The organism is Natronorubrum tibetense GA33 (genome assembly GCF_000383975.1).
GTDB lineage: Archaea > Halobacteriota > Halobacteria > Halobacteriales > Natrialbaceae > Natronorubrum > Natronorubrum tibetense.
In genome coordinates, this window is record NZ_KB913017.1 from 3,874,516 (window position 1) to 3,892,513 (window position 17,998).

General features: G+C 63.1%; 21 protein-coding genes. 11 read left to right on the forward strand and 10 right to left on the reverse strand.

Annotation, left to right across the window (positions count from 1 at the left end; translation table 11 throughout):
* The first annotated feature begins 17 nt into the window (after positions 1 to 17).
* Positions 18 to 167: a hypothetical protein gene (locus NATTI_RS26645; RefSeq protein WP_162531100.1), complete on the forward strand. Its 150-nt coding sequence runs from the start codon at positions 18 to 20 to the stop codon at positions 165 to 167.
* Between the two features lie 70 nt (positions 168 to 237).
* Here NATTI_RS26645 and NATTI_RS0119890 read toward each other — a convergent pair whose 3' ends face one another.
* Entirely contained in the window at positions 238 to 1,029 is a 792-nt protein-coding gene (locus tag NATTI_RS0119890; protein WP_006088091.1) for a hypothetical protein, read from the reverse strand.
* Between the two features lie 685 nt (positions 1,030 to 1,714).
* On the opposite strand from NATTI_RS0119890, the gene NATTI_RS0119900 reads away from it, so the two are divergent.
* The 5 genes from NATTI_RS0119900 to bioD all read left to right on the forward strand — a co-directional run bounded on the left by NATTI_RS0119900 (position 1,715) and on the right by bioD (position 7,722).
* Positions 1,715 to 3,190 carry a hypothetical protein gene (locus tag NATTI_RS0119900; RefSeq protein WP_006088087.1) on the forward strand — a complete coding sequence of 492 codons (1,476 nt, stop codon included), beginning with the start codon at positions 1,715 to 1,717 and terminating at the stop codon, positions 3,188 to 3,190.
* 237 nt (positions 3,191 to 3,427) lie between these two features.
* A complete protein-coding gene (gene bioB, locus NATTI_RS0119905) occupies positions 3,428 to 4,540 on the forward strand; it encodes a biotin synthase BioB (RefSeq protein WP_006088085.1) in 1,113 nt (370 codons plus the stop codon).
* A 32-nt stretch (positions 4,541 to 4,572) separates the two neighbouring features.
* Positions 4,573 to 5,637, forward strand: a complete 1,065-nt coding sequence (locus tag NATTI_RS0119910; RefSeq protein WP_006088083.1) for a hypothetical protein — start codon at positions 4,573 to 4,575, stop codon at positions 5,635 to 5,637.
* 174 nt (positions 5,638 to 5,811) lie between these two features.
* On the forward strand, positions 5,812 to 7,020 hold the full coding sequence (locus NATTI_RS0119915) for an aminotransferase class I/II-fold pyridoxal phosphate-dependent enzyme (RefSeq protein ID WP_027119236.1): 1,209 nt from the start codon (positions 5,812 to 5,814) through the stop codon (positions 7,018 to 7,020).
* 9 nt (positions 7,021 to 7,029) lie between these two features.
* Positions 7,030 to 7,722: a dethiobiotin synthase gene (gene bioD, locus NATTI_RS0119920; RefSeq protein ID WP_006088079.1), complete on the forward strand. Its 693-nt coding sequence runs from the start codon at positions 7,030 to 7,032 to the stop codon at positions 7,720 to 7,722.
* Positions 7,723 to 7,744: 22 nt separating this feature from the next.
* Here bioD and NATTI_RS0119925 read toward each other — a convergent pair whose 3' ends face one another.
* From NATTI_RS0119925 to NATTI_RS0119940, 4 genes are all read right to left on the reverse strand, one after another.
* Positions 7,745 to 7,945 (reverse strand): hypothetical protein, encoded by a 201-nt coding sequence (locus tag NATTI_RS0119925; protein WP_027119237.1) that lies wholly within the window; start codon positions 7,943 to 7,945, stop codon positions 7,745 to 7,747.
* 104 nt (positions 7,946 to 8,049) lie between these two features.
* Positions 8,050 to 9,561: a replication factor C large subunit gene (locus NATTI_RS0119930; RefSeq protein WP_006088076.1), complete on the reverse strand. Its 1,512-nt coding sequence runs from the start codon at positions 9,559 to 9,561 to the stop codon at positions 8,050 to 8,052.
* 43 nt (positions 9,562 to 9,604) lie between these two features.
* On the reverse strand, positions 9,605 to 9,979 hold the full coding sequence (locus NATTI_RS0119935; protein WP_006088074.1) for a PIN domain-containing protein: 375 nt from the start codon (positions 9,977 to 9,979) through the stop codon (positions 9,605 to 9,607).
* Positions 9,980 to 10,210, reverse strand: a complete 231-nt coding sequence (locus NATTI_RS0119940) for an AbrB/MazE/SpoVT family DNA-binding domain-containing protein (RefSeq protein ID WP_006088072.1) — start codon at positions 10,208 to 10,210, stop codon at positions 9,980 to 9,982.
* Positions 10,211 to 10,806: 596 nt separating this feature from the next.
* Here NATTI_RS0119940 and NATTI_RS0119945 point away from each other — a divergent pair.
* Positions 10,807 to 11,982, forward strand: a complete 1,176-nt coding sequence (locus NATTI_RS0119945) for a hypothetical protein (protein ID WP_006088070.1) — start codon at positions 10,807 to 10,809, stop codon at positions 11,980 to 11,982.
* A gap of 74 nt (positions 11,983 to 12,056) precedes the next feature.
* Positions 12,057 to 12,803, forward strand: coding sequence for a competence/damage-inducible protein A (locus NATTI_RS0119950; protein WP_006088068.1), 747 nt, complete (start codon positions 12,057 to 12,059; stop codon positions 12,801 to 12,803).
* Positions 12,804 to 12,844: 41 nt separating this feature from the next.
* On the opposite strand, the gene NATTI_RS0119955 is transcribed toward NATTI_RS0119950, so the two are convergent.
* Both NATTI_RS0119955 and NATTI_RS0119960 read right to left on the reverse strand, forming a co-directional pair.
* Entirely contained in the window at positions 12,845 to 13,117 is a 273-nt protein-coding gene (locus tag NATTI_RS0119955; RefSeq protein ID WP_006088067.1) for a DUF7521 family protein, read from the reverse strand.
* 73 nt (positions 13,118 to 13,190) lie between these two features.
* Positions 13,191 to 13,541 carry an ArsR/SmtB family transcription factor gene (locus NATTI_RS0119960; protein ID WP_006088065.1) on the reverse strand — a complete coding sequence of 117 codons (351 nt, stop codon included), beginning with the start codon at positions 13,539 to 13,541 and terminating at the stop codon, positions 13,191 to 13,193.
* 296 nt (positions 13,542 to 13,837) lie between these two features.
* On the opposite strand from NATTI_RS0119960, the gene NATTI_RS0119965 reads away from it, so the two are divergent.
* The 3 genes from NATTI_RS0119965 (at position 13,838) to NATTI_RS0119975 (ending at position 15,085) form a co-directional block, all read left to right on the forward strand.
* Entirely contained in the window at positions 13,838 to 14,038 is a 201-nt protein-coding gene (locus tag NATTI_RS0119965) for a DUF7835 family putative zinc beta-ribbon protein (RefSeq protein ID WP_006088064.1), read from the forward strand.
* A 133-nt stretch (positions 14,039 to 14,171) separates the two neighbouring features.
* Positions 14,172 to 14,882: a helix-turn-helix domain-containing protein gene (locus tag NATTI_RS0119970; protein ID WP_006088062.1), complete on the forward strand. Its 711-nt coding sequence runs from the start codon at positions 14,172 to 14,174 to the stop codon at positions 14,880 to 14,882.
* 5 nt (positions 14,883 to 14,887) lie between these two features.
* The gene (locus NATTI_RS0119975) at positions 14,888 to 15,085 is read left to right on the forward strand and encodes a hypothetical protein (RefSeq protein WP_241434249.1); all 198 of its coding nucleotides are present in this window, start codon (positions 14,888 to 14,890) and stop codon (positions 15,083 to 15,085) included.
* Between the two features lie 9 nt (positions 15,086 to 15,094).
* Here the strand turns inward: NATTI_RS0119975 and NATTI_RS0119980 are convergent, their stop codons facing one another.
* The 3 genes from NATTI_RS0119980 to gcvT form a co-directional block, all read right to left on the reverse strand.
* Entirely contained in the window at positions 15,095 to 16,243 is a 1,149-nt protein-coding gene (locus NATTI_RS0119980) for a GIDE domain-containing protein (RefSeq protein ID WP_006088059.1), read from the reverse strand.
* A 92-nt stretch (positions 16,244 to 16,335) separates the two neighbouring features.
* On the reverse strand, positions 16,336 to 16,719 hold the full coding sequence (gene gcvH, locus NATTI_RS0119985) for a glycine cleavage system protein GcvH (RefSeq protein WP_006088056.1): 384 nt from the start codon (positions 16,717 to 16,719) through the stop codon (positions 16,336 to 16,338).
* Positions 16,720 to 16,721: 2 nt separating this feature from the next.
* Positions 16,722 to 17,828 (reverse strand): glycine cleavage system aminomethyltransferase GcvT, encoded by a 1,107-nt coding sequence (gcvT, locus tag NATTI_RS0119990; protein ID WP_006088054.1) that lies wholly within the window; start codon positions 17,826 to 17,828, stop codon positions 16,722 to 16,724.
* Between the last annotated feature and the right edge of the window lie 170 nt (positions 17,829 to 17,998).

Here is a 17,998-nt window from a genome sequence, read left to right on the forward strand (position 1 = left end):
GAGCCGTCGGGGTCGACATGGTCCATATCGAGTGTACGTCCTGTGCGTTCGAGCACACGATTCCGGAGCGCGAAGACGATCCGGGAGGCGGCACGCGGTGTCCGAACTGCGGCGAAAAACCGTTCTCAGTTCGTCGGGACGGCCTCGAGTGGCATCTCGAGGCGTGAATGCTTGGGAGACGTACTGAAACGACCAACACGGGACTGCAAAGCGAGGGGGCAACCGCCGTCTTGCAGATTAGAACAGGCCGCCGAGCTTCGACCGCAGCCAGCCGAGGACGCCGCCGGATCCGCCATCGTCTTCCACCGTCGCCGGCACGTCACCCTCGTCTTTGGCGACGAGTGCCGTTTCGTCCGACTCCGACGCGTTGGTGGACTCGTCGGGCGTCTCAACACTCTCGGGCGTGTCTGTGCTCTCGAGTTCGAGATCACCGGCTTCCGGATCCGACGACTCGGCGCTCCCCTCGTCGGTCGCTGGTTCCGTCTCCGCGACGGACGCGGCCGTGTCGTCGTCCTCGAAGATGGGATCGGTCTCTTCTTCGGGCTCGCCAACACCGTTGGATTCGTTCTGAGTCGTCTCGGTCTCAGCATCGGACTCGCCCTCAACGTCGGTCTCAGTTTCGGGAGACGCTCCGGACTCCACCCAGAGGAACTCCTTTTCTTTCGTCCGACCAGTGAGCAACAGATCCGCGAGTTCGTCGTCGTCGACGCGGAGGTCGTCGTCGATGTCGGGCTCCGGATCCGGTTCGTCCGCGCTCGCGATGATGTCCTCCGGACTCTCGTCTGCGAGCACCTCGTCGGCGTCGTTCTCGGCGTTGGCCCGGAGCTGCCCGAAGACGTCCGCAGCCGTCTGATCTTCGACGCCGTCGCCGCTGGTATCGTCCCCATCCCCCGTCGTCGACTCGGCTATCGACTCGTCGTCCGCCCCCTCGAGTGACTCGTCCGCGAACTCCCCGAACAGTTCGTCGGCGCTCGCCCCCACGTCGAACGCGTCATCGCCCGAGTTCGTATCTGTCGTACTATCTACCATGAACCTCTTCCAAGAATATACATAATAGCACGACTTTAACTTTTGGAATTTTTTCACCAGCAGCGGCCAGAACTGATAGTGTATTAGTGTGTCGGCCGTTTTCGATCGGTCTCGCAACCGTTGGTTGAAAATATCGCAGTTTTTTGACCATCCAAGAACGTTCGTGTGATTTGTCGTCGGCATCGGTTCGAAGCAGTCGTCTACAGGCCGTCCAACGGTGATTACCTGCGATCACCGAGTTGGTTACCGGAACGTGACGATCGTCGTGTTCCGACGAGGGATGTAGCCGCAATCCCACACTTTGAGCGGTCACGACGCCATTACCGCGCCCGCTCCCCGACGGTATCGGTGTTCGGTCCTCGAGTTCGTAATCGTCGACCGGCCGGACGACGAGCCGAAACCGACGGACGGTTCGAACGATGAACAACTGATTACCGGTCACCGACGATGCAGTGTGCGGGCATCGGCGTCTCGGCTGTGTACCGATCCACAGCTACCGAACGTCTCAGTCGGCATTTCGTTACCGAGATAGCCGGAAATCCAATTCGAGATTGGATTCGCCCGTTCGGTAGAAATACGCGCAACGACCCAGAACGATCAACTCAGTTTATTGGGGAATCCACCCACTATCTGGTGCAGTCCGACAGTCGCATCGGAGACGATTTTCGGAGGCAGCGAGGAGACCATGAGAGACAACAACCAGCGAACGCACGAGGACCGGGCGTACGACATCGCTCTGTCGCGTCGCACGCTTCTGGCGGGGACGGGCGCAGTCCTCGCCGCCGGTACAGTGGTACCGGCGACAGCGTTCGCACAGGAGGATGGAGCCGCCGAAGCCGGCATCGACGAGGGAATCGAACGCCTCGAGGATGAGGGCATCGAAGTCACGGACGAACAGCGAGAGGCGGCGGTCGATGCGGCGACCGACGCTGCTGATGAGCATCCGGACGCGGACGACGATCAGATCTTCGGAGCCGCGAGCGGGGCGGTGTTCGGAGCGCTCGAAGTGGAACCGGAGGAAGAGCCGGAGACGGATCCGGAGGAGTTCGAGGTTCCGGACGAGGACGACGACGAACTCGAGTTGCTGGCGCTCCAGCAGTCACAGACCCAGCAGGTCGACGCTTCGCAGGTCCAGGCGCTTGTGGGCGGCGGAATGAACGGCGCGCTCGCACAGTACCAGCGCGTCACCGCGACACAGATCCAGCACGCGGCGAGGGGAGCGTGCCGCGGCGCGGCGTATCAGTCGCAGGTCGTGACCGTCGAGCAACTCCAGATCGCCGCACTCGGCGGTGCGGCAGGGTCGCTCACGCAGGCGCAGTCGGTGTCGGTGACGCAGATTCAGGCGGCGGCCTGGGGCGGATCCTCGGGCGCACTCAGCGGAGTAACCCAGCACCAAAGCGTCTCGATCACCCAGTTACAAGCCGCTGCACAGGGTGCCGCGGAAGGCGCTGCTCGCGGAGCGGCCCAGCGACAGGATGTCGGTGCCGACCAGCTGATGGCGGCCGCCTACGGCTGTGCCCAAGGGGCGGCAATACAGACGCAGGTCACGAGCGTGACCCAGATCCAGGCGCTCGCCATCGGCGCGGCGCGCGGTATCGTCGTCACGTTCGTGCAGGTGACGATCATCCAGATTCTACTCGTGGCGAGGCAGGCGGTCGCCGCGATCAGCGTCGTAATCGTCCAGATCTCGCTCGTCAGTATCACGCAGATCCAGCAGTACGCGGCGCAGTCCGCAGCCAACACGATGGAACGAGTCGAATCGGAGGGACTCGAGAGCGAAGACGAAATCGAGGAGGCTGCATCCGACGAAGCGACGACGACCGCCGAAGAGGAAGGCTACGAAGAGAACGGCGAGAACGGTGATGAAGACGGCGACGGAGAAGACGGTGACGACGAGAACGGTGATGATGACGGCGACGGCGAAAACGGTGATGGCGAGAACGGCGATGAAGACGGTGAGAACGGCAATGGTGAAGCAGGTAACGGCGCGAACGGCGAGATAGAGAACGGTAACGAGGTTGGCAGCGGCGAGAACGGCAACGGTAACGGCGACTCCGGCAACGGTGTCGCAAACGGCAACGATGGAAGCAACGGCGACTCCGGAAACGACGCGGCCAACAACGGTGCCAATGGCGGCGATACACCGACGATGAACTTCTAAAACGCCAGCCAGAGGAGCCGGGACCGCCCTGGCTCGCGGGCGCTTCGTGATGCGAAACGCTCAGGAACCGACCCGGATTGCTCGAATTCGCCGTCTAACACTCCTATTTTCGGATCATTTCAATCCGGTACAGCAGCCGAGAGCGTCGTTTCAGGTCTCGAGTCGGCCCGATACCCGTTCGTCGCAATAACAGGACGTTCCCCAAACATTTTATTCTCGTTAACCACTATTCGATATGTGGTTTACGAGACGAACAACCAGACGGTCGACGACGCACTCGAGCGCGTGCTGGCCGGCGAGCGACTCGATCGAACCGACGGGCTCGCGCTGATGGCCCAGCCGGTCGACCCACTCGCTGAGGCCGGAGCCGCCGTGCGCGATCAGTTCGGTGACGGCACGGTCGACGCCTGCTCGATCGTCAACGCAAAGGCGGGCAACTGCGCCGAGGACTGCGGCTTCTGTGCGCAGTCCGTCCACTTCGACACCGGCATCGACACCTACGGCTTCCTCGGGCCCGAGAAGATCCTCGAGGCAGCCAAACGCGCCGAACGCGACGGTGCTCAGCGATTCGGCATCGTCGTCGCTGAAAAAGGCGTCTCGAAAGCAAACCGGCCCGAAGAGTGGGCGGAGGTCCTCGAGTCCATCCGACGCGTTCGCGACGAGTGTGATCTCGAGGTCGACGCCTCGCTCGGTATTCTCACGGAGGAGGAAGCTGCGATCCTCGCCGACGAGGGGATCAACCACTACAATCACAACATCGAGACCTCGCCGCGGTACTTCCCGGAGATCGTCGACACCCACAGTTTCGAGGATCGGGTGAAGACTCTCGAGGTCGCCAAAGCGGCCGGGATGGACCTCTGTGCGGGCGTCATCCTCGGGATGGGCGAGACGCCGACCGACCGCGTCGACGCCGCCATCGCCCTGCAGGATATCGGTATCTCCTCGCTCCCGGTAAACGTCTTAAACCCCGTCGAGGGAACGCCGCTGTACGAACAGGGTGCAGACATCACCACCAAGGAGATAATCAAGACGGTCGCGGTGTACAAACTGCTCCACCCCGAATCGCGGGTGCGACTCACGGGCGGCCGCGAGGTCAACTTAGACCCAGATGAACAGCATCTACCCCTCGAGGCGGGTGCTGACGGCCTGCTCACCGGCGACTATCTGACGACGGAAGGACAGTCACCCGGCGAGGATATCGAGATCATCGAGCGCGCCGGTCTCGAGCCGAATCAGGACGCCAACGAGTTCGACCCGGAGGAAGTCAAAGCGCGCCACGGCGCGTCAGCGGAGTCGTCGGCCGACGCGGATACGACGGCGAGTACGGGCGCAGAACCGAGCGACGACTAACGAATCAGTACAACGAACTCACAACGACACACATGGACGACGTTACGTTTGCAGTACTCGGAACCGGAGGAATCGGCCGGCGAGCACTCGAAGTGAGCCAACAGAAAGACCACCTGACGCCGGTCGCAGCCTGTGACCGCCACGGCACCGCGATCGATTTCGACGGCCTGGACGTCGACGAGCTGCTGGCCGCAACTGAGGGCAACATAGACAACGAAGTGGCGACCGACGGCGGAACGGGCGCCACACCGGCAGACGGCGAGGGTGGCGTCAAACAACACGGCGAAAATAGGGGCGTCGTCGCCTCGAGTCAGGCCCGTCCAAGCGAGGATTCGATTCAGGACGTCATCGATCACGGCGACGAAATCAACGCCGTCCTGCTGGCGCTACCGAACTACGAACATGACTTCATCCCACGGGTCGCCGATCGATTCCTCGAGGGCGGCTACGGCGGCGTACTGATCGACGTGCTCAAACGTTCGCGCGTGATCGACATGCTCGACGAGCGCGGCGACGAGTTCGAAGACGCGGGTATCACGTTCATCTGTGGCGCCGGCGCGACACCGGGTCTCCTGACGGGCGCTGCGGCGCTCGCCGCCCAATCGTTCGTCGAGGTCACCGACGTCGAGATCTGGTGGGGCGTCGGTCTCAAGTCCGGCTACCAGGACAACCGCGGCACCGTCCGCGAGGATATCGCACACCTCCCCGAGTACGATATCGAGACCGCTCGCGACCTTTCGGACGCGGAGATTGAGGCCATTATCGACGACCACGACGGCGTCATCGAGTTCGAGGACATGGAACACGCTGACGACGTGCTCCTCGAGCGCGCGGGCGTCTGCGACGCCGAGGACGTGACCGTCGGCGGTGTCCTCGACGTCCGCAGCGACGAGAAACCGACGACGACCACCGTCAGCGTGACGGGAACGACATTCGACGGCGAGACGGCGACGAACACCTTCCAGCTCGGCGACGAGACGAGCATGGAGGCCAACGTCAACGGGCCGGCGCTCGGTTACCTGAAGACCGGCGTCCGGCGTAATCGTGCGGGCGAGTACGGTGTCCTCGGGCCCGCCGAACTGATGCCCGGATTCTGAACCGTATTGCCGGGCCGGACGAGTTTCCCGCGTCACCTCCGACTCGTGTCCTCCGTCGACCGAAACGGCCACACAGACGCCGTCACGCCGACGCGTCCGGTCGTGAACACTGACGTAATGCGTGCAACACAGAACCGTGAAAGTGAAACCATGGCACTGACACCGTACACCCGAATGGAAGACCGCGGGTTCGACCTCGAGGATCGACTCGACGTCCTCGAGGAATCCGATCTGAAACGAACGCTCTCCCCCGTCGACCGGGTCGCCGAGCGTGGCTACTTCGCACCGCCCTGTGGCGGCGAGCTACCGGTTCTCGACTCGGCCGAAGCGCTGGTGTTCGCCTCGAATAACTATCTGGGGCTGACCGACGACCAGCGCATTCAGGACGCGGCCCGGCAGGCCGCCGCAACCGTCGGCACGGGTGCCGGTGCAAGTCGACTCGTCACCGGCGACACGATGGTCCATCAGGACCTAGAACGCGTGCTCGCCGAGACGAAAGGGACCGACCGCGCACTCGCCTTCTCGTCGGGGTACGCCGCGAACGTCGGAACGATTACGGCCCTCGAGCCGGACGTGATCTTCTCCGACGAGTACAACCACGCGAGCATCATCGACGGCTGTCGGCTCACGGACGCCGACTCGATCGTCTACAGCCACTGCGATCCGACGAGCCTACGGACGAAGTTAGAGGAGCGAGCCAGAGCCGCCGGCAACGCGGACGAGTCGTGGCTGATCGTCACCGATTCCGTGTTCAGCATGGACGGGACCGTCGCACCGATCGCGGAACTCTGTGACCTCGCCGAGGAGTTCGGCGCGTGGGTGATGGTCGACGAAGCCCACGCGACGGGGCTCTACGCGAACGGCGGCGGCGTCGTCCAGTCGGAGGGGCTCGAGGATCGCGTCCACGTCCAGATGGGAACGCTCTCGAAGGCGCTGGCGAGCCAGGGCGGCTACGTCGCGGGGAGCGACGAACTGATCGAGTGTCTCTGCAACGACGCTCGTTCGTTCGTCTTTTCGACCGGGCTCGCGCCGCCGGCCGCCGCGGCCGCGAGCGAGGCGCTCCACGTCGCCCGCCACAGCGACGTTCGGGAACGGCTCTGGGAGAACGTGGCCCACCTCCGGGATGGTCTCGAGTCCATGGGGTTCGAGGTCATCGGCGATTCGCAGATCCTCCCCGTCCTCGTCGGCGACCGACGGGACGCGCTCGCGCTGGCCGACGGACTCCGCTCGCGAGAGGTTGTCGCACCCGCAATCCGTCCGCCGACGGTGCCGGAGGGGACGAGTCGAATCCGCGTCGCTCCGATGGCGACCCACGAACAGCGCGACATCGTCGCCTGCCTCGAGGCGTTCCGGGCGGCGGGCGAAGACGTCGGGATTCTCTGAGGACCACCGATGAGCGAGACCAGCACCACGACCGCGATCGTCGGAACCGGCACCGGTATCGGGAAGACCGTCGTGACCGCCGGGCTCACCCGCTGGCTCCGCGAGCAGGGAGTCGACGCTCGAGCAATCAAACCCGCCCAGACCGGCTATCCGCCGGACGACGACGCGGGCTTCGTCGCGGAGGCGTGCGGAGAGGACGAGGCCGCGACCTGTCCGCGCTATCTCGAGCCCGCACTCGCACCGCGCGTGGCCGCGGCCGAAGCCGGCGAGACGCTCACGTACGACTCGATTCTGTCGGCGTGCGAAGATGCGATCGCGGACACGTCACACCCGATCGTCGAGGGGATCGGCGGTCTTCGAGTACCGCTAGCTGAAGATCGCGAGGTGATCGACCTCGTCGCCGACCTCGAGGCGACCGCCGTCGTCGTCACCCGCTCGGGGCTCGGCACGCTCAATCACACCGCGCTCTCGGTCGAGGCGCTCGAGCGCCGCGGCATCGACATCACCGGCATCGTCTGCAACGAGTACGCCGGTGAGACGGTCGCCGAACGGACCAACCCCGCCGAACTCGAGCGCATGACCGGCTACGACGTCGAGACGGTGGCGCCGCTCGACGGTGAGACGCCGCGAGCGCTGGCTACCGGCGTCGAAAGCGCGCTCTCGTCGGACTTTTTGGAACGGGTTCTGATCGCTGACGGCTGACGGAACCGGAAAAAACGCCCGATCAATCGGCCGACGGCGTCGGCCGTTTTTCGTCGGCGGCAGTCTGCTCGTCCTCGAAACCGGTGTCCGTGGCGATATCGGAGAGTTCGACGACGGTCGCGACGACTTCGGACTTTCGGTGCTCGACCTCAAGGTGGACGCGGAGGTCCGTTCGGTCGTCGTGCGGTTCAGCACAGAGAGGACAGCGTAGCTTGTCAGTCATTCGCTCGATCACTGGAGTCTACTGTCGACGCTCTCTAAAGTAATAGTGTCGGTCGTTCCACATTCTGGTATTTCAACGTCGGCTGACAGTCCGCGACCGCGCAGTCACATGAAGTCGCTCAGTCCGGACTGGTCGTCGTCCGGTTCGGGATCTGCCGCTGGCGAGCCGGTATCGGACTCGCCGTCTTCGTTCCCCGAATCGGCGACCGCGGTCAGCGTCTCCTGATCGTTTTCGTCGTCGGATGTGTCCGTGTCGCTCTCCCCGTTCGAGTCGATGTCGGCCGTCTCGTCGTCGCTCGAGTCACCGGTGTCGAAGAACGCGCTGCCGGAGTGTTCGACGGTCTCCTCGGTGAGCAGTTCTTCGGCGTCCTCGACGACCGACTGGACCTTGTTGGTGTCTTTCCCGCTGCCGGTGATGAACGACACCTCCTTTTCGTCGAGATCGTAGGTTGCGGCCATCCGAACGGTGAGGTCGCGGTTCGTGCAGTGATGGGTCATCGCCGAAAGGAACGGGAGGATCTCCCGTCGTGCAGTGGCGACGCTCGTTCCCTCCTGTTCGGCGATACGTTCCGCGATGGCGTCACGGGTGTTCCGCGTCCCCTTGGTGCGGCCGAGTTTCGACCAGTAACTCGGCGGGCCGTAGCGGGTCCAGCCGCCTTTCGGTTCGCGTCGGGAGGCGGCGACACCGGCGGTCATGTTGTCCGTCGCGTAGCGCCAGTAGGAGTAGTTCTGGGTAGCGCGAACGCGGCCGAGCCAGCGGTCGGCGTTCGCGAGGTAGCCGTAGGCGTCGGCCAGCTCCGCCCCCTCGTAGTCCTTCGGCATGTTGTCCTCGATCCAGTTGAGCATCTCGTCGGGATTCTCGTCGACGTCGTAGGACGCCCGCAGCGCCTCCTCGGCGGTCGCCTCCTTGATGACCGTATCGAGGAAGTCGAAGATGCCTTCGGTCCGGTCGCGCTGGCTCGTGACGACGTCGTCGACGGTTAGCCGATCGGCTTCTTCGGCGACAGCCTGCAGGTCGTTGACCGCCGATCGCAGGTCGCCGCTCGTCGACTCGGAGATCTTTTCTAACGCTTCCTCCTCGAACTCGACGCCCTCACGTCGGCAGATGTCCCGCAAGACGGGGACGATCGAGCGTTTCGAGACGTCCCGGAACTCGATCGTCTCGCAGCTATTGCGCAGCGACTTACTCATGTCGTAGAACTCGTTGGCCACGAGGATCACCGGCTGGTTGGCCTCCTTGACGACGCGAGTGACCTCTCGAGAGCCGCCGTAGTCGGCGTTGCCGTGGAAGTTGTCCGCCTCGTCCATGATCACGAGTCGCCGGCCGGCGCCGCCCGCCGTGAGGGTCCCGCTCTTCGAGGCCTCGCCGGCGACCCGCTCGATAACGTCGGCTCCGCGGCTGTCGCTGGCGTTGAGTTCCATCACGGGCCAGCCCATGTCGTTGGCCAGCGCGTGGGCCGCCGAGGTCTTCCCGATGCCCGGACTCCCGTGGACGATCACGGCTTTTCGGTGATCGTCCCAGGTTTTCGCCCACTCCTCGAGGCTGTCGCGGGCCTTGTTGTTTCCGCGTACCTCCGACAGCGTGGTCGGACGGTACTTCTCGGTCCAGTCGCTCATTGTGATGTGGTTGGGGTGAGCCGCGTTTAGTGGTTGCGGAGCGTCACTGCTCGCCGACCGTCTTCAGGTCGAGACGGGACGTAACGCCCTCGTACGTGTCGTCGCTCGAGACGATCGTATCGCCGTCCGATTCGACGAGGTGAAGCGCGTCGAACGGCGTGAAGCCGTGATCTTCGACGTACGTTGCCGCGGCGACGACGGTATCGACGTCACCGCGTACCTCGACGAGGTTGGCGGCGTTCGTGACGACGCGTTCGGTGTCTCGGTCCTCGCGGTAGGCAACCAGAAGCAGTTCGATAAGTGTGAACTGTGACGTCCACAACTCGTCTCGTCGGTCTCGATATACCGACTCGGCGGCATCTCCGAGCCAGTCGTCGTCCTTGATGAGCGCCAGCAGAAAGTCGGTTTCCGCGTACATTTATCGCCCGGCTTCGTCGAGGGCCGCTTTTCGTGCGTTTTCACGAAGTTCGTCGGCCGACTTGTCGACGTCCGTGAACTCGTCTCTGAGCGCGTCGAGCGGATCGTCAGCGATTGGAACTAATTTGATTCCGTCGTGAAGTTGAACAATGTGATATCGGTCGCCGTATCGTTCTCGGACTTCCTTCGGGAGCGTGAGACGACCGCGGTCGTCTAGCGACGCATCGGTCATGTCTTGCGATATGGTGGGAAACGATAAAAATATTCCCTGCCTAAGTAAAATTACCCATCAACGATGGCAGCTACCCGCCTTGTCAACGGACACTCGACTACTGCATCCGGGATATCGAATCTCCATCGTATTCTGCAGACTTCTCCCGCAAGTCGTGCAGTACTGATGCGTGGGGTGAGCAGCGGTTGGGGGTTGCAGAGCGTCACTCCGTGTCGGCGGATTTCGGATCAAAACGAACTCCAACAGAGGGTCTGTAGACCGTTCCTACGTGGTGGATAGCCGTGACTGAACGATATAGACGACTCTTCGACGAACGATTCGATACCGATGAAGTCTCCGCTCGAGGACTCGATTCCACGGGCGTCGAATCCGGGGTCGGGGGCCGGAGACGACCGCTCCATCTGACAAACGACACCCTAGAGCGAAACGCGAAGATGCGGGCGGAACGCTTGTACAGATATTGATGTCTTCTATACGTGAACGTTGAAAGATTCTGGTATACGCTACCTTGGACAGGTCAAATAGCTCCTGATGAAAATAATCAGATGTGACAGATTAAACATGGTTTGATGTGTGTTGACCACGATACGTCGGCTATGGAACGGCGTACGTTTATCGCGACCACGGGAACCGGGATCGGAATCGGGGTCGGTGGCTGTCTGGACAGCGGGGGTACCGCGGACGAAGGGGACGAGACGACGGCCATCAACGATGGCGATATCGACACCGAGGGATCGACGGTCCCCGCGACGTTCGAGGTGGCGTCGATGTCGACGAACTCCCCCGTCGAGGGCGGGGAGTTGCTCGTTGTCGAGGCGACGATTGAGAACGTCGGCGACGAGGAGGGAACGACCGACGTCGACCTCGTCGTCGGCCACGATCCCAGCATCGAGGACAGCGAGATGTTGACGCTCGAGGCGGGCGAGATGGCCGACCTCACGCTCGAGTTCCAAGCCGGTTACCCGGCGGGCGACAGCGAGTCGTTCCCCGTCTGCGTCGATACGGGGGCTCACGAGGCTTGCGAGACGGTCGTCGTCGGAGAGGCGGAGAACGGGAACGGCGAACCGGACCCTGGGCGGGAGGTCACGTTCGAATCCTGCGAGCGAGCGACCGTCAGCGGAACGTTCGAGGAGGGCGACATCGCCTACGCGAGTACGGGATTCTACACGGAGGCGGGCTTCGGCAACACGATCATCGAAGACGGCATCACCGTCGGCGAGGACGTCGCGCCGTTCACTGGAACAATCACCTTCGAAATCGCGGACGGGCAGGCCGTCTCCGAGGGCGTCGACGGCGTCACCGTCACCGTCCCCGACTACGGGGAGTACGGCACGGCGATCACCGGGCTGACGACTGATCCGGGCGACTACGCCATCGCTGGCATCACCCACTCGAACCCGCATGCGGAAGATTGCCTCGCGGAGTTCGAATCCGAGTGGGAAGACGAGACCGGCCAGAACGGCGAGCCGACGCCCGCGACCTTCGAGGTAGCGTCGATGGCCACGAACTCGCCGGTTGGGGGCGGGGAGTTGCTCGTCGTCGACGCGACGATCGAGAACGTCGGCGACGAGGCGGGAACGACCGATGTCGATCTCGTCGTCGGCCACGATCCCAGCATCGAGGACAGCGAGATGTTGACGCTCGAGGCGGGCGAGACGGCCGACCTCACGCTCGAGTTCCAGGCCGGCCATCCGGCGGCAGACAGCGAGTCGTTCCCCGTTTGCGTCGATACGGGTGCCCACGAAAGCTGTCAGACGGTTACGGTCGAGTGATCCGATCGGAGTCGCAGGATTGTCGAGGGAACGAGGAGCGCAGGCGCTAACTAGCGCGACGCCGAACGACCCGTATGAACGTCGCGATCGTCACCGTCGGTGACGAGTTACTCGCCGGGACGACGACGAACACGAACGCCGCCTGGCTATCGAGCCAGATTACCGAGCGCGGGAGCACCGTCGAACGGATCCTGACGATTCCCGACGACCGAGCGCTCATCGCCGACTACGTCGCTCGCTGGGCCGACGCCTTCGACGCCGTCGTCGTCACTGGCGGGATCGGGGGGACGCCCGACGACGTCACCGTCGAAGCCGTCGCGGACGGACTAGACCGAAACCTCGTCGTCCACGAGCGAATCAGAGACCGACTGCTCGAGAAGGCGGCCGCGTTCCGGGAGGAGAACCCGGATCTAGTCGAGGAGTACGACCTGGACCTCGATCTCGACGCCGCGGCGTCGATCCCCGAGGGCGCGACGCCGCTCGTCACCGACGCGGGGTGGGCTCCGGGTTGTGTCGTCGAGAACATCTACGTCCTCGCAGGCATCCCCGACGAAATGAAGGCCACGTTCGCAGAAGTCGCCGACGAATTTCGGGGCGGCGGCGTCGCCCGAACGATTTACACGCCTGCACCCGAAGGGTCGCTCCACGACGCGCTCGAGGGCGTGACCGACCAGTTCGACGTCGCCGTCGGTAGCTATCCGCGCAGCGAGGATCGCCCGGGCCGAATCCGCGTGCGTGGAACGGACGAGAATGCGGTCGAGGGGGCGATAGCGTGGCTCCGAGAGCGCGTCGAGACGACGGAGTCGCCCGCGTGCGAGTGACGGAAAACGGAGCTGAGGTCAGCGGGAAAACTGAGCCGAGGTCAGCGATAGAGCGACAGGTAGAGCATGCCGAACCCGACGATGAAAGGAACCGTCTCGGCTATGTAAAACGCCGTCGGCGCCGACGAAAGCTGGGAGTTGATCGTCGTGAGTCCGACACCCATACTGAGAAAAGCGAACCCGATGAACGCGGATTCCAGCCGCTTCGATTTGGTCTGTGTGTACGACTGAAAGCTGATAAGCGTCAGTCCGAGCGAGAGCGCGAAGACGGCCATCTGCATCAGCATCAGGATCGCGTCGACGATCTCGTTCATTCGTACTCACCGCTCCACGAGTGGTGCGTGTGTCCGCTACGGATGTGAGGTGTGCCGTGCATCTGTGCGGGCGTTATTTCACACCGAGTTCGTCCCAGAGCTTCGTGAAGCGATCCGGTAGGTTCTCTTCCCGGAAGATACGGATGTCGTACTCGTCGTCTTCTAACGAGATGACGGTGCTGTTGAAGTTACACGTGAACTCTTTGTAGTGGTTCCCGTCGTCCGCGACGAGGGTTCGATCCTTGATCAGTTCGTTCTCCTCGAGCAGTTCGAGGCGTCGATAGATCGTCGGCTGAGAGAGTTCGAGGCGCTCGGCGAGTTCTTTCGCGGAGCCGGGTTCGCGGCTGATCGAGGCGAGGACGGTTCGAGCGTGCTCGTCCCCGATCGTATTCAGAATTTCCTCGATGGAGGACTCGTCATCCATATGCTATTGCGTTGGGAGACTCATAGCAAAAGGTTTTCCGAGTGTCGAGGAAAGTTAGCGTTACCGACAGGTCCGGCCGACAGCGACGGATAACGGCCACCAGAGACGACCTCACGACTAAAGAAGCCTGAAACGGGCTCGGTGTTCGGCAACACCCCCGTTTCCAGTGATGGGGTTTTAATATGTGGGCGATCGGTAGGGGGTGTTTTCAGATCGCGAGAACACCTATTTATACCCCTTCTCTGGCTCCGAAGTCAGTGTCGATGATATATGCTGGATGGCTCTAATGGGCAGGTATGGCAACGACAGGTGGCGTATCAAACGGGATGACCGAACCGTGTGATGTCTGTGAAACCAGTACCCTACACGAGGTCAGCATCCAACTCGTGACAGAGAGCATGAACGAAGACAACGCGCAGTACTCTCGCGAGCCCTACCGGGTCCGAGAGTGTACACGGTGTGGCAACCGCGACAGTCAGCGAATGAATAACGCGTAACCAGTTCGTATTCCCTTACCACTGGTTTTTCTCGGCGTTTCGGGCCGTCTCGAGGATTCGAAACGCCACCGTGGCGAAACTTCCGGCAACTCGTCTTCAGTAGCTACTTGAGTCGACCGTCCAACCGTCGCATATGAGCGGCCGTGGGCCAAAACGAGAACTCGCGGAGAAGATTGCCGGGGAGATCACGCTGAGCGACGACCCTGGTGCCACCCTACGCAAATGGCGGACCGATTTCGACATCTCCCAAACCGATCTGGCGTCGGAGCTGGACATCTCCTCGTCGGTTATCTCCGATTACGAGAGCGGCCGGCGCGAGAGTCCCGGTATCGGTGTCGTGCGCCGACTCGTCAGGGGACTGCTGACGATCGACGAACGACGGGGTGGCGACCGCATCCGACAGTACGGCCGCGTCCTATCGGCCGGCTTCGACAGCGACGTCGTCTACGATCTCCAGGAGTACGCGACCTCGATCCCCCTCGAGCGACTCCACGACGACCTCGACGCAACCGTGGTCTCCCCGGGCAACACCGACCACATCAGCGGCCACACAGTGATCGATAGCATCGAGGCGATCACCCGCCTCTCGAGCGAGGAGTTCTTTCGACTCTACGGCCAGAGCACGAACCGAGTGCTGGTATTCACCAACGTCACGCGCGGCGAAGGCGTCGGCATCGCGCTGCGCGTCCTCAACCCGACACCGAACGCCGTGATCCTCCACGGTCTCGAGGAAGACGAACTGTGGGACCACGCGGCGGAACTCGCCCGCATCGACGGCTACTCGCTCGCCGTGACCAACGCCGGGCTAGACGAGATGCTCGAACGACTCGCCAGCCTCGAGTGATCGACATGCTCGACCGACTCGACTGGGCCGAACGACTGACGGTCGCGCTGACGGTCGTTTTCGCGATCACCCTGATGCTACCGTTGCAAACGGAGAACGCGATCGTCTGGGTCGTCTGGGGAGCCGCGATGGTGGTGCTGTCGGGAACTGCACTGGTCCTGATGAACCGGGCCGACTCGCCGGCGGACGAAACGGCCGACTGAGTAAACCGATCAGCTGTGACCGGCCAGGAGCCACAGGACACTGATCCCGGTTCCCGTCAACGCGACCGCCGCGAGCACACAGCCGGCGATCGTTCGCCGAAACTGGTGGTCGACGCTGCGCTCGCACCCGCTGGCGACGACGAACTCGCCGAACGAGTCGCTGGCCGTGATCGTCGGGAGCGTCGTCGGTCGCAAATCAGTCAGCGACGTCGGTCCGGACTCGGCGTGACTCTCGGGGCTGTCCCCCGACTCTCCTCGTGCGATTAGTTCCGCAGTATCGATCGATTCGATGGACGAGTTGGGACGAGCGACGCCGATGACCGACAGTTCCTCACCCGGTTCGATCCTCGTTTCTCGGTAGCGCTCTCGGCGCTCGGTCGGCTCGTACTCGGTCTCACGGACGAGATACCGGAGCAGCGATCCGGACGGGCGGTCGCCGCTGGGGACGATCGTCGTCGTCTCGGTCTCGAGTCGGAGCGCGGCGTCCGTCGGGTCGACGGCGACCCGGCCGGTCTCGTCCTCGAGAACGAACGTCGTTCGAACATTATTGACGGGAATCGTTTCCCGGAACGCCGACGAGAGCAAGCCAGTCGAACCGCCGGCCCCGAAGTCGTCGCCCTTCGGCGTCGACTCGTCTTCGACGAGGTCTCGAGCGACGGTCAGGTCGTAACAGACGGCGTCGCGACCCGAGAGCGGGGCTTCGTGCGAGTCCGTCGACGCTCGAACCGTTCCCGAAACCTGAATGTGCCCCGTTTCGACGGCGGCGGCGTCGACGACGGGTGTTCGCCGGACGGCGGCGTACGACCGGAGCGTGGTCACCGCGCCGCCCGCGTAGTAGAATCCGGCCCAGACTGCGGCGAAACTCCCGACCAGCAGGACGATAGCGAGCCGTCGCTCACTTCGAGCGCCGCCGAGAGCCACCGGGTACGTGCCGCCGAGCGCGAACGGAAGCCAGGTGACGACCGTCGCGAGCAACGCGAGGAATGCGTACTGGCGGATGCTGAGGTCGATGCGCTGACTCCAGGGGAGTCCGGAGCGTTCGCTGTAGGCCGCGAGACCGACGCCGACGAACCAGACGTGGAGGAGCAAGAGGAGTGCGAGCAGGTCCAGTCCCGTGATCGACGAGTACGCGGCGACGCCCGATGACGGGACCGACATAGTGTGCTACTGCAGACACTGCTCTGTGAGTGAAAGTACATCTTTCGGAGTAGCGCACCGGACCGGGTTTGTCGGTCGGAGCGCAGCGACGCTCAAGCGATCTGGTCTTCGTACTCCTCGGCGCTCAGCAGGGCCTGGAGTTCGTCGGTGTCGTCGGCGTCGATCTCGAGCATCCAGCCCTCTCCGAAGGGGTCCTCGTTGACGAGTTCTGGGGCGTCAAACAGGTCCTCGTTAATGGCCGTTACCTCGCCGCTGACCGGCGCGTAGAGGTCCGAGACGGCCTTGATCGATTCGATGACGCCGAACTCGTCTTCCTGCGTGAGTTCGTCGCCAGCCTCGGGGAGTTCGACGAAGACCACGTCGCCGAGTTCGTCCTGTGCGAAGTCGGAGATGCCGACTCGGACGGTGCCGTTTTCCTCGAGTGCCCACTCGTGCGATTCCAGATAGCGTCTGTCGTCGGGAATTTCGAAACTCATAGTTATACGGTATCGATGAAGGGTGTTGTTTCAACTCTTGCCTTTTTCGACTGGCCGCGGACGACGACCTGCAGGGTCGTCCCCGGCTCCGCGTATTCGGTCGGCACGTAGCCGAGCCCAATCGCCTTCTCGAGCGACGGGCTCATCGTCCCGCTCGTGACGGAGCCGATGACCCGGCCCTCGGTGTTCGTGATGTCGTAGCCGTGACGGGGGACGCCGCGGTCGATCAGCTGGAAGCCGACGAGTTGCTCCTCGACGCCGTCCTCGCTGACCCGCTCGAGGGCGTCCCGGCCGACGAAATCGGTGTCCAGATCCACCGTGAAGCCGATACCGGTCTCGTAGGGAGTTCGCGGATTCGACTCGAGGTCGAAGTCCTGTCCGGCCAACAAGAGCCCCGCCTCGATCCGCAACGTGTCTCGAGCGCCGAGTCCGCAGGGCTGGCAGTCGAACAGCGACCAGATCTCCGTCGCTTCCGACCACGGAACGATCAGTTCGAAGCCGTCCTCGCCGGTGTAACCCGTCCGGGCGATCCAGCAGCTGACGTCGTCGATCGTTCCGTACTGGGCCTCGAACCGGGAGAGGTCGGTGACGGATTCCTCGGTGACGTCCGCAACGAGATCGGCCGCGTTCGGTCCCTGCACGGCGAACATGGCGTACTCGTCGGTTCGGTTGTCGACGGTCGCCTCGAGCCCCCACTCGTTGCGGTAGCCGATCCACCGTTCGTGGGTCGCCTCGTCGGTTCCGGCGTTGGGAACGAAGAGATAAGTCGGCTGGTCGACGACTTCGTCGTCGTCCGGCAACCGATAGACGACGGTGTCGTCGATGATGTGTCCCTCCTCGTCGGTGATCGCAGCGTACTGGGAGTCACCGACCTCGAGTCGGCTGATGTCGTTCGAAGTGAGCCGTTGCATCAACTCGGTCGCGTCCGGTCCGGTGACGTGAATCTGGCCCATGTGCGAGACGTCGAAAATGCCGACATCCTCGCGGACGGCCTCGTGTTCCGTCCGGATCGAATCGAACTCGACCGGCATATCCCAGCCGCCAAACTCCGTGAACTTCGCGCCTTGCTCGGCGTGAATCCCACGTAACGGCGGCGTCTGAAGCGGCATATGCGAGCCATCACCCGCGGAGTAGTAATGTCTTTTCGTCGGCCGGCGGCGAAAGCGGGGGGATTCATGCAGTTCAATTGATCTTTCAGACTCGGACCGAGTGTTCAGTTCAAATGGAGACGTTACCGCTCGTGGTGACCAAACCACGTGCAGTGGCGCGCACTGAGCCG